At 59.9% G+C, this 14700-nt stretch carries 11 protein-coding genes; 6 read left to right on the top strand and 5 right to left on the bottom strand.

The features are described from left to right. Positions 1 to 67: 67 nt before the first annotated feature. From torT to EI983_RS15425, 5 genes are all read left to right on the top strand, one after another. Positions 68 to 1144: a TMAO reductase system periplasmic protein TorT gene (gene torT, locus EI983_RS15445; protein ID WP_157708249.1), complete on the top strand. Its 1077-nt coding sequence runs from the start codon at positions 68 to 70 to the stop codon at positions 1142 to 1144. A gap of 69 nt (positions 1145 to 1213) precedes the next feature. Next, positions 1214 to 2722 (top strand): sugar ABC transporter ATP-binding protein, encoded by a 1509-nt coding sequence (locus tag EI983_RS15440; protein ID WP_157708248.1) that lies wholly within the window; start codon positions 1214 to 1216, stop codon positions 2720 to 2722. Continuing rightward, entirely contained in the window at positions 2719 to 3729 is a 1011-nt protein-coding gene (locus tag EI983_RS15435) for an ABC transporter permease (RefSeq protein ID WP_157708247.1), read from the top strand. The genes EI983_RS15440 and EI983_RS15435 overlap by 4 nt, the downstream gene beginning before the upstream one ends. Before the next feature lie 43 nt (positions 3730 to 3772). After that, positions 3773 to 5227, top strand: a complete 1455-nt coding sequence (locus EI983_RS15430) for an NAD-dependent succinate-semialdehyde dehydrogenase (RefSeq protein WP_157708246.1) — start codon at positions 3773 to 3775, stop codon at positions 5225 to 5227. 58 nt (positions 5228 to 5285) lie between these two features. Then, positions 5286 to 5867: a biotin transporter BioY gene (locus EI983_RS15425; RefSeq protein WP_246162208.1), complete on the top strand. Its 582-nt coding sequence runs from the start codon at positions 5286 to 5288 to the stop codon at positions 5865 to 5867. Between the two features lie 419 nt (positions 5868 to 6286). Here the strand turns inward: EI983_RS15425 and EI983_RS15420 are convergent, their stop codons facing one another. From EI983_RS15420 to EI983_RS15400, 5 genes are all read right to left on the bottom strand, one after another. After that, the gene (locus EI983_RS15420) at positions 6287 to 7285 is read right to left on the bottom strand and encodes a TPM domain-containing protein (RefSeq protein ID WP_157708245.1); all 999 of its coding nucleotides are present in this window, start codon (positions 7283 to 7285) and stop codon (positions 6287 to 6289) included. Between the two features lie 101 nt (positions 7286 to 7386). Continuing rightward, a complete protein-coding gene (locus EI983_RS15415) occupies positions 7387 to 8556 on the bottom strand; it encodes a DNA recombination protein RmuC (protein WP_157708244.1) in 1170 nt (389 codons plus the stop codon). After that, a complete protein-coding gene (mutL, locus tag EI983_RS15410; RefSeq protein ID WP_157708243.1) occupies positions 8553 to 10394 on the bottom strand; it encodes a DNA mismatch repair endonuclease MutL in 1842 nt (613 codons plus the stop codon). The genes EI983_RS15415 and mutL overlap by 4 nt, the downstream gene beginning before the upstream one ends. Before the next feature lie 121 nt (positions 10395 to 10515). Continuing rightward, positions 10516 to 11844, bottom strand: coding sequence for an ammonium transporter (locus EI983_RS15405; protein ID WP_157708242.1), 1329 nt, complete (start codon positions 11842 to 11844; stop codon positions 10516 to 10518). 23 nt (positions 11845 to 11867) lie between these two features. Further along, positions 11868 to 12206, bottom strand: coding sequence for a P-II family nitrogen regulator (locus EI983_RS15400; RefSeq protein WP_157708241.1), 339 nt, complete (start codon positions 12204 to 12206; stop codon positions 11868 to 11870). 270 nt (positions 12207 to 12476) lie between these two features. On the opposite strand from EI983_RS15400, the gene EI983_RS15395 reads away from it, so the two are divergent. Next, on the top strand, positions 12477 to 14657 hold the full coding sequence (locus EI983_RS15395; RefSeq protein WP_157708240.1) for a transglycosylase domain-containing protein: 2181 nt from the start codon (positions 12477 to 12479) through the stop codon (positions 14655 to 14657). Positions 14658 to 14700: the final 43 nt, after the last annotated feature.

Raw genomic sequence — 14700 nt, 5'->3', positions numbered from 1 at the left:
CGCAAGCCCACCCAGAAAGCGCGAAAAATCGCTTCTAACGAAAACAACTGACAAGGAGGTCAGAACAATGAAACTTGCCCTGAATACTGCCACAGCACTGGTATTGAGTGCTGCCATCCCAGCGAGTGCGATTGCGGAACGTGCATGGTTCCCTTACCCAGCCGAAGAGGTCACTCCGGCCTTTTCAGCAGACGGTGAAGTGAAAGATGTCACCTATGAAGCGCTGGCATCCGCTGAAAAAGCGTGGAACATCTGTGTGTCTTTCCCGCACATGAAAGACGCATACTGGCTCGGCGTTGACTATGGCGTGGTCGATGAAGCGAAGCGTCTGGGCGTAAACCTCAACGTAGTTGAAGCTGGTGGCTACACCGAGTTGGCCAAACAAATCAGTCAGATCGAAGACTGCGTTTCGGGCGGTGCGGATGCCGTGGTCGTTGGTGCAATTTCGTATGAAGGCCTCAACAATGTGATCGGTGAAGTTGCCGGAAACGGTATTCCGGTCATTGACGTGATCAACGGGGTGTCATCGAGTGATATTGCGGCCAAGTCTCTGGTTTCATTTAAGGTCATGGGCCAAGAAACCGGCGCTTACCTTGCCGCGAAACATCCTGCTGGCACTGAGCCCGTCAAAGTCGGTTGGTTCCCTGGGCCCGCTGGCGCTGGTTGGGTCGAAGCTGCCCATGCAGGTTTTTTGGAAGCCGTTGAAGGCTCTGCTGTCGAAGTTCTCGAGCCTCGCTTCGGCGATACCGGCAAAGAAACTCAGCTGAAACTCGTTGAAGATGTTCTGCAAGCCAACCCGGATGTTCGTTACCTCGCCGGCACAGCTGTGACCGCTGAAGCAGCGCAGGGTCTCATTCGTGAGCGCGGCCTGCAAGGGAAAGTCGATCTTCTGGCCTTCTACATGACGCCAGGCGTCTTCACGGGCATCCAGCGCGGCTTCATCCTCGCGGCACCTGCTGACAGCATGGTGGTTCAGGGCCGGATCGCAATCGATCAGGCGGTCCGCATCCTCGAAGGCAAAGACTACATCAAACACGTGGGTCCGAAGATCTTCGTGGTTGATCCTGAAAACATTGGAGACGTCGAGCGCACCAATATCCTTCCGCCGGAAGGGTTCTCGCCCGTCTTCTCTGTGTCCAACTAACCTCCTCCCTGTTGGACTGCGGGCCGGTCTGGGCCTGTCCCACTGGCCCGCATTTTTTGGGAGACTGACATGTCAGCACAACCACTCATCGAAACCAGAGCGCTCACAAAACAATACCCCGGCGTCCTTGCCCTCAATGCTGTCGATTTCGACCTTCATTCGGGCGAAGTACACGTTCTCTTTGGTGAGAATGGTGCCGGGAAATCGACGCTGATTTCAATGCTCGCAGGCGCGAACACTCCGTCACAAGGCTGCGTTGTCCTTGATGGTCAGGAAATGAAATTCGACAGCGTCGCCGATGCCCAAGGCAAGGGCATCTACACTGTCTTTCAGGAATTCTCGCTGATACCGACCCTGACTGTGGCACAGAATATCTTCCTGGGCTGGGAGCCCACGAAGGGTCCTTTCATCGACCATCGCACCATGCGTAAACGCGCACATGAAATGCTTCTCGAGCTGGGGTTCGATATCGATCCGAATGAGACCACCTCGCACCTGTCGCGGGCACAGCAACAGATGGTCGAGATTACCAAGGCCTTTCACGGCGATCTCAAGGTGCTCATTCTGGATGAGCCGACGGCATCACTCACGGACAAAGAAGTCGACCACCTCTTTGAGTTCGTAAACGAGCTCAAGGCCAAGGGTGTTGGCATCATCTACATTTCGCACCGCATCCAGGAATTTTCGCGCATTGCAAACCGGGTCACGGTTCTGCGCGACGGTGCCAAAATTGGTACTGTCGATATGATCGAAACCAACGAAGATGCGCTGGTCGAAATGATGACCGGGCGAGCGATCGACGAGATTTATCCCAAGATCGAAAAGGGGACCGGGGAAGTCCTACTGACCGTCGAGGGCCTCAGAGCAGTAGGCATTCATGATGCCTCCTTCGAGGTGCGGGCGGGCGAAGTCCTGGGCGTTGCGGGTCTTGTGGGGTCCGGCAAGTCGCGCCTTTTCCGCACTGTCATGGGCTTGACCACCCGCGTGCGAGGCACGGTGAAAATGCGCGGCAAGGACATCAGTCATGCGCCGACGCGCGACATCATCAAGGAAGGCATCTACTACCTTTCACCGGACCGGAAGGGGGAAGGGCTCGACCTCGCCAAACCGTCCAAGGACAATCTCGCGATCAATCTTGTCATGGGGGACAAGGTTAGCGGTGACGGCCAACTGGTAAAATGGTCCGAAGTCAACGCCGAAGCCGCAACGATCTCGGACCATGTGGAGTTGCACGAGGGTTATCGCAACAAGCCGGTGTCCCAGCTTTCTGGCGGCAACCAACAGAAGGTTCTGTTTGGCAAATGCTTTGGCCAGAATGCCGACATCATCATCTTTGATGAGCCCACGGTTGGTGTCGACATGGGCACCCGCGCGGCACTCTACCTTCTGATCAAGGAATTGGCCGAATCCGGCAAAGCCGTGGTCGTGATCTCTTCCGACCTGCCCGAGGTCATGAACCTCTCCCATCGAATGATTGTTCTGGCGCATGGCCACATCTCGGCAGAGCTGAGCGGTGACGACATGACCGAAGAGCAAGTTCTCAAATTCTTCTTCGACGAAACCGGAGCAAAACAATGACGACAGAAGCTAGAAAAACCGGGGCCTTCGATTCCATCCGCAAAACCTTCATCAAGGTTGGCGTTCTGCCATTCTTTCTGGTGGGCGCACTGATCATCTTCACCGCACTGTCCGACAAGTTCCTCAGCTTGCAAAACCTCGTCAACGTCGCCCGGCAATCGGTCTACCTGGTTCTGGTATCGATGGGACAGATGCTGGTTCTCATTTCGGGCGGCTTCGACTTGTCCGTTGGCACCTCGATTGCCTTGACGTCGGTGGTCTCCGCGCTCGGCATGTTCTGGCTCGCCGGAATTTTCCCTGACGCGATTTGGCTCGCCATCACCCTTGGTGCTTTCATGGGCTTTGCGGCTGCAATCTCTGTCGGTCTGATCAACGGTGTCGGCATTGCCTATTTCGATGTTTCCCCGTTCATCATGACACTGGGTGTTTCCTCTGTCGGCGCGGGCCTCGCGCTCTTCCTGACGGGTGGGGTTCCGGTTTCGGGACTGCCCTTCGCCTTTGGAGACACCTTCGGGTTCGGCAGGCTCTTTGGGGTTCCTATTCCGGTGATCATCGCGGCCATCTGTATCATCGTCATGTGGCTCTTCATGTCCCGGACACGCCTCGGCACCCAGGTCTATGCCGTCGGCGGCAACATCAAAGCGGCCCATCTTTCGGCGATCAACACCAAGCGCACTTTAATGATGGCTTATGTGATCTGTGCCCTGATCGCGTCATTGACTGGTTTGCTGCTCACAGCGCGCGTCGAGTCGGGCGAAGCCAACCTCGGCAGCACGATTGCTCTGGAATCAATCGCGGCCTGTGTAATCGCGGGCGTGTCGCTCAGAGGCGGCATCGGTCGAGTGGAAAACGTTGTCCTTGGGGCCTTCTTCATCGTGCTTGTCCAGAACGGCATGAACCTCGCACAGGTCAGCTCCTACATGCAGATGGTGCTCCTCGGTGCCCTGCTGATCCTCGCCGTGATCTTCGATCAGATGCGCTACCGCATGATCCTGAGCGGAGAATAAGTAGAAATGGCCGGTAAAAGTGGTTCTCAAAAAGGCACATTGCATGCTTGAGCTCAATGATACCTCTCTTTTGGAAACGCGAGCCTACGTCGGCGGAGAATGGACCATGGGAAAGGAAACGTTTCCAGTCCATAACCCGTCAACAGGCGAGCTGATAGCAAATGTTGCGGACCTTGGGGTGGCAGAAACCAAACATGCCATTGACTCCGCCTATCTAGCAAAAAAGGATTGGGCGCTCCAAACAGGAAAAGAGCGCAGTGCTGTATTAAGGCGTTGGTTCGAGCTGTTGGTCAAAAACGCCGATGATCTCGCCCGTATTCTGACCGCAGAAATGGGGAAGCCGCTCTCTGAGGCGCGCGGAGAAATCTTGTATGGAGCGTCCTTCATCGAATGGTTCGCTGAAGAGGCCAAGCGTATCTACGGCGATGTTATCCCGGGCCATCAACGTGACAAGCGGATCGTTGTGATCAAACAGCCGATAGGTGTTGTGGGGTCGATTACCCCGTGGAATTTTCCAAATGCCATGATTGCGCGCAAGGTCGGTCCTGCTCTCGCAGTCGGTTGTACCTTCGTTGCCCGACCCGCAGAGTTTACGCCCCTTTCAGCGCTCGCAATGGCAGTCTTGGCCGAGCGTGCAGGGGTTCCCGCGGGTGTTTTCAATGTCGTTCCGAGCTCGGATGCAGCCAGAATCGGCAAAGAGATATGCGCCAACCCAAAAGTCTCCAAGATTACGTTTACGGGGTCGACAAGAGTCGGCCAGATTCTGATGGAACAATGCGCTCCGACCATAAAGAAGATGTCACTGGAGCTCGGTGGAAATGCGCCATTTATTGTTTTCGATGATGCCGATGTCGTTGCTGCGGTTGAAGGTGCGGTAATCGCCAAGTTCCGCAATGCTGGCCAGACGTGCGTTTGCGCCAACAGAATCTATGTTCAAAGCGCAGTGTATGACGAATTTTCCCAAAAGCTGGCGGCGCGCGTTGCAGGTTTTGCGGTTGGCGACGGTTTGACGGAAGGCATAGTTATTGGCCCGATGATCAATGAGGCAGCTCTTTCCAAAACCGAGGCTCATATCGCCGATGCAGCGGCTAAAGGAGCAAGCATTGTAACAGGTGGCAAACGTCATGAGCTGGGGGGCAATTTTTTCGCTCCAACTGTTCTTGCCGGAATGACCTCTGAAATGCTGGTGGCGAACGAAGAAACCTTTGGTCCTGTTGCACCGCTGTTTCGCTTTGAAACAGAGGACGAGGTTGTCGAATTGGCCAATGAAAGCGAGTTCGGGCTTGCGGGGTATTTTTTTGCCAATGACATCCGCCGGATCTGGCGGGTGGCCGAGCAATTGGAAGTTGGAATGGTCGGGATCAACACGGGTCTGATTTCGACAGAGGTTGCACCCTTCGGTGGTGTGAAGCAGTCGGGCCTCGGCCGTGAGGGCTCAAAATACGGCACGGAAGACTACCTTGAAATCAAATACATCTGTTTCGGTGGTGTCCAATAGCCGTGTGAAAACGAGACGAAAAAGAAGGTAACTCCGAAGAATGAGGAAGGAAATTAGTATGACTGAGGAAGCAAAGATGATGTCCTTATCGGCTCTGAGTACGGGCTCAAAAAATATGGCTTTGGTGCTTGTTGGTTCGGCCATGATTGCGATCGCAGCACAGATTTCGATCCCAATGTTTCCTGTTCCAATGACCTTGCAAACCCTTGCTATCTCGCTGATCGGCCTGACATTTGGAACGCGGCTTGCTGCGTTCACGGTGCTGGCCTATCTGGCACAGGGCGCTCTTGGCTTTCCGGTATTTGCGAACGGCGGCGCCGGGTTGGTCAAGCTGTTCGGGCCAACATCAGGCTTCCTGTTTGGATTCGTTGCCATGGCCTTCCTGACGGGTTGGTTGGTAGAACGCGGGCTTTCGGGCGGTGTGTTACGGCTTTCGGTCGCGGCATTTGTCCCAGCGACTGTGCTTTATGTGCCAGGAGTTCTTGGTCTTTGGTTGGTCACTCCGCTTGATCTGTCCAGCGCTATTATGGTCGGCGCAGTACCCTTTCTGCTCGGTGACGTGGTGAAAGCGCTTCTGGCAGCCTTTGTCGTAGCGGGGGGTGCGCGGCTATTGAAAAGCTTCGGAAGCCTTATACACTGACTTGATACAGGATTAGGTCTCCTCCTTTGAGCGGGGACCGACCCAGCCTACGGACGAACAAGGATACGAACGAATTTCATGGACGAACAGATTGTCAGCATCCTGTCGGAGAAAGAACGTCGAACCGGCTTGCTAGCTCAGTCATTGTCGGTTCGCCATTCACCGCCTCAGGCACAACATTCGTTTCGACTGAAATTGTTCTGCTTTTCTGGACAGGTTGTCGTCACCCATTCCTCTCGGGCAAATGCTGCAGTTCGTGCGAATTGCAGCTTCGATAGCTGCGCGGAGGCAAAATATTTGCACTGGTACAGTACTCCTCAAGCTGCGTGCGCGCGCAGCGACAAAGTCGAACTTACAGGGTGGGCTCAAACCGGACATTTGGCGAGCGATGACGAATTAGGAGATGAGCCTTTGACGGCTCACCACTTGCCGGTCGAGCCTTTCTTTCCAGCCTCGCCGCCGCTGAAATCCTTCGGCTCGGGCTCCGGGTCCGGTTCGGGCTCTTTCTTCTCCAGTTTCGAGATCGTGTAGGTGTCGACGTCACGATAGTCGCATTTCTCGCAGGTGGTGATCCGTTCGCCCTTGCCGGATCTCTCCTCGGTGGGATGCTCCAGTGTGTTTGTTGCGGTCTTGAGCGTGCCACGCGCGCCGCAGGAGGGGCATTTGCGGGTTTTGCTCTTGAAGGTGAAAAACGCGATGAGTGCGGCAATGCCGCCGCCGATCCAGAGCAGAATGGAGAGCCCGCCGCCTTTGCCGTCTTCCTTGGGAGGGCTTGAAGCGGTGGCGCTGGACTGCTCGCTGGCCGTGGTGGTGGAGGTGGTGTCGCTGGCCGCGCTGTCTGAGCTCGTCGAGGCCGCATCGCTGCTCGCCGCGTCGCTGCTGCCTGTGTCGTCTGCCGCTGCGGTGATGACACCGTCCTCGACAAGCTTGGCCACATGCGGGCGCACCAGATTGGCAATCAGGTCATCGACGCCGGTCTCGATCCCCTGTTCGTAATTGCCATCCTTGAAAGACGGCAGAAAGCTGCGGTCGACCGACTTGTCCGCGGCCTTGTCGGCCTTGTTTCCATAGCCTTTGCCAAGGGTGATCCGCATGGCCTGATCAGCGCGCAGCACCAGCACGAGAATGCCGTCATCGCGTTTCTTGTTTCCGATGCCCCATTCGTCGAAGATCCCGCGGCCAAACTCCTTGAGCGACAGGTCCGGCGCGAACATGTCCTGGCGTGACAGCGTGAGCACCACCAGTTCGACCTCGGTTTCCTCGCGCAGAGCATCAAGCGTTTTGGTGAGCCGCTCTTCGGCTTCGTCGCCAATGATCCCGGCGAAGTCGTTGACCGAAAGTTCGCTCGGCTCGGGGTAGGATTGTGCCGTGGCAAAGCCCGCGAGCACGATCAATAGTACAGACAGAATACCTCTCATGTCCCTCAATTCCCTTGTTCTGTGTGCAATGACTATCTTGGCCCAAAACCACGGGCCTTGGGGCAAGGGTAGAGGCATCCGCCGGGCAGGAGCAAGGATTTTCAGGTGTCTTTGGTGAGTTTCACCACGGTGGCATCGGTTTCCGGGGCCAGTTCCTCGAAATCGAAATTGTCGAGCCGCCGGGCCCGTCGGCCGGCCTTGTCGGCGGAAATCTTGATGTCGGAGATGTCTTTCGCGGCCTGTCCGAAATGCCGGTCGAGGTTTTCCACCCGTGTGCCCAGCCGTTCCACATCGGCAAAGAGAAGGCCCAGTTCGCGGCGGATGGCGCCCGCCTGTTCGCGCATGCGGGCGTCTTTGAGGATGGCGCGCATGGTGTTGAGCGTGGCCATGCAGGTGGTGGGCGACACGATCCAGACCCGCGCGGCAAAGCCCTCGCGCACCAGGTCGGGGAAATTGGCGTGCAGTTCGGCATAGACCGCCTCGGAGGGCAGGAACATCAGCGCGCCATCGGCGGTTTCGCCGTCGAGAATGTACTTCTCGGATATGTCCCTGATGTGTTTCTTGACCGCCGTGCGCAGGGCTTTGCCGGCCTCGTTGGCCTCCCAGTCGGTGCTGGCGTTGCGCAGCGCCTCGTAAGCCTCCAGAGGGAACTTGCTGTCGATGCAGATCGGCCCCGGCGGGTTGGGCAGGTGAATGAGGCAATCGGCGCGCTTGCCGTTCGACAGCGTGGCTTGCAGCGCATAGCTGTCCTTGGGCAGGGCCTTGGAGACGATATCGGTCAGCTGGATCTCGCCAAAGGCGCCGCGCGTCTGCTTGTTGCTCAGGATATCCTGAAGCGTCAGCACATCGCCCGAAAGCTTGGTGATGTTTTCCTGCGCCTTGTCGATGGTGGCGAGCCTCTCCTGCAACTCTCCCAGCGAATGCGCCGTGCGGCGGGCGGAGCCTTGCAGGTTCTCGGTCATCTGGTTCGAGACCTGGGCCAGCCGCTGCTCCATCAGTTGCAGCATGTTTGTCTGCGCGGCGGCCTGGGCTTCGGACACGTGGTTGAGCCCGCCCGCAAGCTGGTGTTGCCCATCACTGAGGCTTTGCACGCGTTGATCCATATGGGTGAGTTGCTGCGCCAGCGGCGCGGTCAGGCGGGCAGCACGCGACGAGGCGCGCAGAGACATGATAAGCAGCACAAGCATGAGCAGAACCACCGCAAGCGCGGCAAGAACGGCCAGCACGGCCGGGTCATCGAGGGCATAGGTGGTGTCGCCGATGGTGATCATATGCGCCCGAACAGTTTTTCGATGTCGGAGAGCTTGAGCTCTACATAGGTGGGCCGCCCGTGGTTGCACTGGCCGGAATGGGGCGTCGCCTCCATCTCGCGCAGCAAGGCGTTCATCTCGTCGGCCTGCATCCGGCGGCCCGAGCGGATCGAGCCGTGGCAGGCGACACGGCTGAGGATGGCGTCGATGCGCGAGGCGACGGTATGCGTCTCGCCCTGATCGGTGAGGTCATCGAGGATATCGTTGAGCAGGGCGGTGGCATCCACAGGGCCGAGGATGGCAGGGGTTTCACGCACGGCAACGGCACCGGGGCCGAAGGGTTCGATCACGAGGCCCAGGGCAGCGAGGTCATCGGACTGATCGAGCAGGAGCGCGGCATGCTCGGCGGGCAGGTCCACGATCTCGGGGATCAGGAGCGCCTGAGCGGCGACGCCGTTTTCCGTGCGCTGGTGTTTGAGTTTTTCGTAGACCAGACGCTCATGCGCTGCGTGCTGGTCCACGATGACCATGCCGGTTTCGGTCTGGGCGATGATGTAATTCTCGTGGAGCTGCGCACGGGCGGCACCCAATGGGCGGGTTGCGGCGGGCTGCTCGTCTGGCTCTTGCGTGCCAGCCTCGCTTGTTTCGACGCGCCCGCTATAGGCGCTTTGCATCTCGGCAAAGCCCGGGGTTGGCGGCGGTGAGGGCCGGGGTGCCGGGCGGTCCATCTGGTAGATGCGCGGCTGCTGGGCGGTGGGCTCGGGCCGCATCGCGCCCAGGGTGGCGTGCGCCACGGTGGAGGAGGAGCGGTGCCCCGCCTCGGCCAGCGCATGTTTGAGCCCCGACACGATCAGCCCGCGCGCCAGACCCGGATCGCGAAAGCGCACCTCGGATTTGGCGGGGTGGACGTTGACGTCGACCAGCTTCGGCTCGCATTCGATGAAGAGGGCCGCCACCGGGTGCCGGTCGCGGCTGAGAAAATCGCGATACGCGGCGCGCAGGGCGCCGGTCAGCATCTTGTCGCGCACCGGGCGGCCATTGACGAAGAGATACTGCGCCAGCGCATTGCCGCGCGAGTAGGTGGGCAAAGCGGCGTATCCGGTCAGCATCAGCCCCTCACGCTCGGCCTGGATCGGCAGCGCGTTGTCGGTGAAATCGCGGCCCAGGATACGGGCGAGGCGGCCTTGGAGCGCATCGAATAGCGCACCGCTTGCGGGATCGGCGCGGAAGATCACGCGCCCCTCGCCGCCATCAGAGACATCGCGCAGGGTGAAGCCGATGAAGGGCTCGGCCATGGCCAGCCGTTTGACCACATCGGCAATCGCCTGTGCCTCGGCCCGGTCGGAGCGCATGAACTTGAGCCGGGCGGGCGTGGCATAGAAAAGATCGCGCAGGGTGACGATGGTGCCGCTGTTCAGCGCCGCCGGTTTGACCGCCCCCATCTGGCCGCCCGAGACGGTGATCTCGGCCGCGGTGTCGCCCGCCACCCGTGAGGCGATCGTGAGCCGCCCGACGGCGCCAAGAGACGGCAGCGCCTCACCGCGAAAGCCGAAACTGTGAATGTTCAGAAGGTCCGTGCCGTCGATCTTGGAGGTGGCATGCCGCGCCAGCGCAAGCGGCAGGTCCGCCGCGGCGATGCCGCAGCCGTCATCAGTGACCCGAATGAGTGTCTTGCCCCCGTCCGCATAGGACACATCGATCCGCCGCGCGCCTGCATCTATGGCGTTTTCCACCAGCTCTTTGACCGCCGAGGCGGGCCGCTCCACGACTTCGCCAGCGGCAATGCGGTTGATCGCGGCCTCGTCCAGTTGGCGGATCACGGGTTGAGATTGGCTGATCTGGGGGTTTGCGTGTGCCATGCCACAAGACTTAGCATGTTCGCCGCCGATTCGACCATTGCCAAACATGGCGCTCCGGCCAAGAAAAAACCCCGGGCGTTGCCACCCGGGGTCAGTTTCAGGAAGTGCGCGGTATGCGCCCTCAGGTAGGTGAGAACTCCGGGTAGGCTTCCATGCCCAGCTCCGACATGTCGAGCCCGTTGATCTCGGTCTCTTCGTCGACGCGCAGGCCCATGACTGCCTTCAGGATCAGCCAGACCACGGCCGAGGCGGCGCAGACAAACACACCCACGACAACGATGGAGTAGAGCTGAGTGCCGAAGGAGGCGGCGTCATTGGTGAAGCAGACGGCGATTGTGCCCCAGATCCCGGCAAAGAGGTGCACGGGGATGGCACCGACCACATCGTCGATTTTCAGACGGTCGAGCATCGGCACGGCGAACACCACGATCGCACCACCCACGCCACCGATCAGCATGGCGGAGATCAGCGAAGGCGTCAGCGGTTCGGCGGTGATCGACACGAGGCCCGCCAGAGCGCCGTTGAGGATCATCGTCAGGTCCGGCTTCTTGTACATCACCTGGGTCAGGATCATTGCCACCACGGCCCCTGCCGCTGCGGCAGTGTTGGTGTTGGAGAAGATCCGGGAGATGTCAGCCACGTTGCCGGCCGTGTCCATGTAAAGCTGCGAGCCGCCATTGAAGCCGAACCAGCCGAGCCACAGGATGAACGTACCAAGCGTGGCGAGGGCCAGGTTGGAGCCGGGCATCGGATGAACCTTGCCATCCTTGTACTTGCCCAGGCGCGGCCCGAGGATGATCGCGCCCACCAGAGCGGCCCAGCCACCGACCGAGTGCACCACGGTGGAGCCAGCGAAATCCTGGAAACCCGCCGCATCGAGGAAGCCGCCGCCCCATTTCCAGCTGGCCTGGATCGGGTAGATGACCGCGGTCAGCACGATAACGAAGATCAGGAACGGCCAGAGCTTGATCCGCTCGGCCAGAGCGCCTGACACGATCGAGGCGGTGGCGGCGCAGAACATCAGCTGGAAGAAGAAGTCCGAACCGACAGAGGCATAGGTCAGGTCAGGCTCGGCCCCTTCCAGGCCAACAGGCTCAAGCGAGGTGATCGAGAACGCGCCAAGAATGCCGTCCATCGACCAACCATCGCCCGGGTACATCAGGTTGTAGCCCAGCAGGAAATAGAACAGCGAGGCGAGAGAGAAGAGCGCCATGTTCTTGGTGAGCTGCATCGCAACGTTCTTGCTGCGCACGAGGCCTGCTTCGAGCATGGCGAACCCGGCCGCCATGAAGAAGACGAGAAAGCCCGAGACCAGGAACATGAAGGTGGTGAAGATAAAGCCGATATCGGCGTTCAGCGGGGTCGTGTCCGCCTCCTGGGCCAGGCCCATACCGGGCAGAAGCGCCAGTGCGGCAGCGATCCCGGCAGACGTCAGGTATTTGTTTTGCATTGGGTTTCTCCTTCTCCCGCGCCTTAAAGCGCGTCCTGATTGGTTTCGCCGGTGCGCACGCGCATGACCTGCTCAAGGTCGAGGACGAAGATCTTGCCGTCGCCGATCTTGCCGGTACGGGCGGTTGTGCTGATGGTTTCGATCACCTGATCGGCCATGTCTGCGTTGACTGCGATTTCGAGTTTGACCTTGGGCACGAAATTCACGGTGTATTCGGCCCCGCGATAGATCTCGGTATGGCCCGATTGTGATCCGAACCCCTTGACCTCGGTGACCATCATGCCGCGCACGCCGATCGCGGTCAGCGCTTCGCGGACCTCGTCGAGCTTGAACGGCTTGAGTGTTGCGATGATGAGTTTCAACAGGCTTTCCTTTCTTCTGCGGCACCGCTTGCTGCAGTGCGGCATGACGTATTTGCACACGCAGAATGTGCGAGTCGGGGCCGTGAGAGACAGGAGGGGGCGTGAATCTGCGGTTAAAAAGATCAGGGTATGCACAAATTATCGGCAAGTTTTTGCCATTGCCTGAAAAATAGGCATGGCAAAAAGCGAGCGTGCCAGGGCCATGAGGGGTCTACATTCCGGCACGTGCAGGGTAGGATGGGACAAAACCGGTTAACGGGCAGTCAGAGCATGAGTAACACAGGCCGTAAAAAACCCCGCCTTGTCGCGCCCAAGCGGGAGCCGAAGAAACCGGCCCCCAAGCGCAAGACCCGTGCGGCCAAGCCAAAGCGGCGCAAGGCCACGCGCAAGCGCAATCCCATCGCGGCGTTCTTCATCGGTATCTTCAAATGGATTTTACGGCTGATCTGGTGGGTGACCTGGCGGGTGACGGCGGTCTGTCTGCTCGTGCTGGGGCTTTGGGTCGGCTATACCTACACAACATTGCCCAGCGTGGAGGCGTTTCTGGACGGGCGTGCGCGCGGGTCGGTGACGCTGCTGGACCGTGATGGCGAGGTGTTTGCCTGGCGCGGCGATCAGTTTGGCGGGGTGGTGACGGCAGAGTCGGTCAGCAAGCACCTCAAGAATGCCGTGGTCGCCACCGAGGACAAACGGTTTTACCGACATTTCGGCCTCAGCCCGCGCGGTATTGCCTCGGCGGTCAAGATCAACCTGTCCGAAGGGCGTGGGCCGCTCAGCGGTCATGGTGGCTCGACCATCACGCAGCAGACGGCCAAGCTATTGTGTCTGGGGGTGAAATACGATCCGTCGCAATGGGAATCAGAGAAGGATTACGTTGCCGATTGCCGCCGCGGCTCGCTTCAGCGCAAGGCCAAGGAAGCGATCTTTGCCATGGCGATGGAGGTGAAATACACCAAGGATCAGATCCTCTCGATCTATCTCAACCGCGCCTATATGGGGGGTGGAGCTTACGGGGCCGAAGCCGCGGCACAGCGTTACTTCAGCAAACCCGCCGCGGCGCTTAACGCGCAGGAAGCGGCCATGCTGGCGGGGCTTCTGACCGCGCCTTCCCGGTTTGCGCCGACCACCAATCTTGAGCGGTCGCAGGCGCGGGCGGCCACTGTGCTCCGCCTCATGCAGGAGCAGGGCTATCTCTCCGGGGCCGAGATGAAAGCGGCGCAGGCCGATCCCGCAACGCTCAGCCAGGCGGCAGAGGCGCAGGCGGGCGGGTATTTCGCCGATTGGGTGATGGATTCAGGGCCCGAGTTCTTCACCCGCGACACCACCGAGGACGTGATCATCAAGACCACGCTCGATCAGCGCATTCAGCGCGCGGCGGAAGAGGCCTTGGCCTACACGTTCGAGAACAAGGTGCGCGACGGGTCCAAGGCCGAAGCGGCGATTGTGGTGATGTCCGCCGATGGCGCTGTGCGCGCGATGGTGGGCGGGCGCAACTCCAAGGTCACGGGCGCGTTCAACCGCGCCACCATGGCCCGGCGACAGACCGGTTCGGCCTTCAAGCCCTTCGTCTATGCCACGGCGCTGGAGCTTGGCTATACCAGCGACAGCATCATCGTCGACGAGCCCTATTGCCAGAATATCCCCGGATCCGGTCAGTGGTGCCCGGAAAACTATACGCGGAAATATTACGGCCCCGTCACGCTGACCGAGGCGCTCAAGAAATCGCTGAACATCCCGGCGGTGAAAATCTCGGAATCGGTGGGGCGCGATCTTGTGCGCCGCGTGGCCAGTGAATTCGGTATTGAAAGCGACCTGGCCGATGGTCCGGCGCTGGCGCTGGGTGCGTCGGAGAGCACGCTGCTTGAGATGGCGGGCGCCTATGCGGGTATCCTCAACGGCGGCTCATCGGTCACGCCTTATGGCCTCGTGGAGCTGCGCCTGCTGGGGGACGAAGCGCCGCTGATGGGCACCGGCGGCGGCATCGGAGAGCGGGTGATCCAGCAGGATGCGGCGCGCGAGCTGATTTACATGATGCATGAGGTGGTGAATGGCGAGGGGGGCACCGGTGGGCGCGCCAACCTGCCCGACCGCCAGGCGGCGGGCAAGACCGGCACGACCCAGGCCGCGCGCGATGCGTGGTTCCTGGGCTTTACGGCGGATTACGTGGCCGGCGTCTGGATGGGCTATGACGACAACACCCCGCTGAAGGGAGTGACCGGCGGCGGGCTGCCCGCCGAAGTCTGGCGCGAGACGATGATCCGCGTGCATGCGGGCCTGCCCGCGACGCCGCTGCCCATGTCGCGGCGCAGTGGCGGGATTTCGGAACAATCGCAAGAGCAGGTGCCGCAAATGCGGATAGATCCGGAGAATGCGATCGAGGGCATCCTGCGCGATCTGATCAACTCGGGCGAGATCACCCCCGGCAATGCAACGGGGGGTATCGACCGCTGATTGCCCGCAGGCGTGCCGCAATGGCACCCGCGGGCGGCCGGGG

It is taken from the genome of Roseovarius faecimaris (assembly GCF_009762325.1).
Lineage (GTDB): Bacteria > Pseudomonadota > Alphaproteobacteria > Rhodobacterales > Rhodobacteraceae > Roseovarius > Roseovarius faecimaris.
Note: the sequence above shows the minus strand (reverse complement) of the source record. Positions and strands in the feature narration are given on the sequence as shown.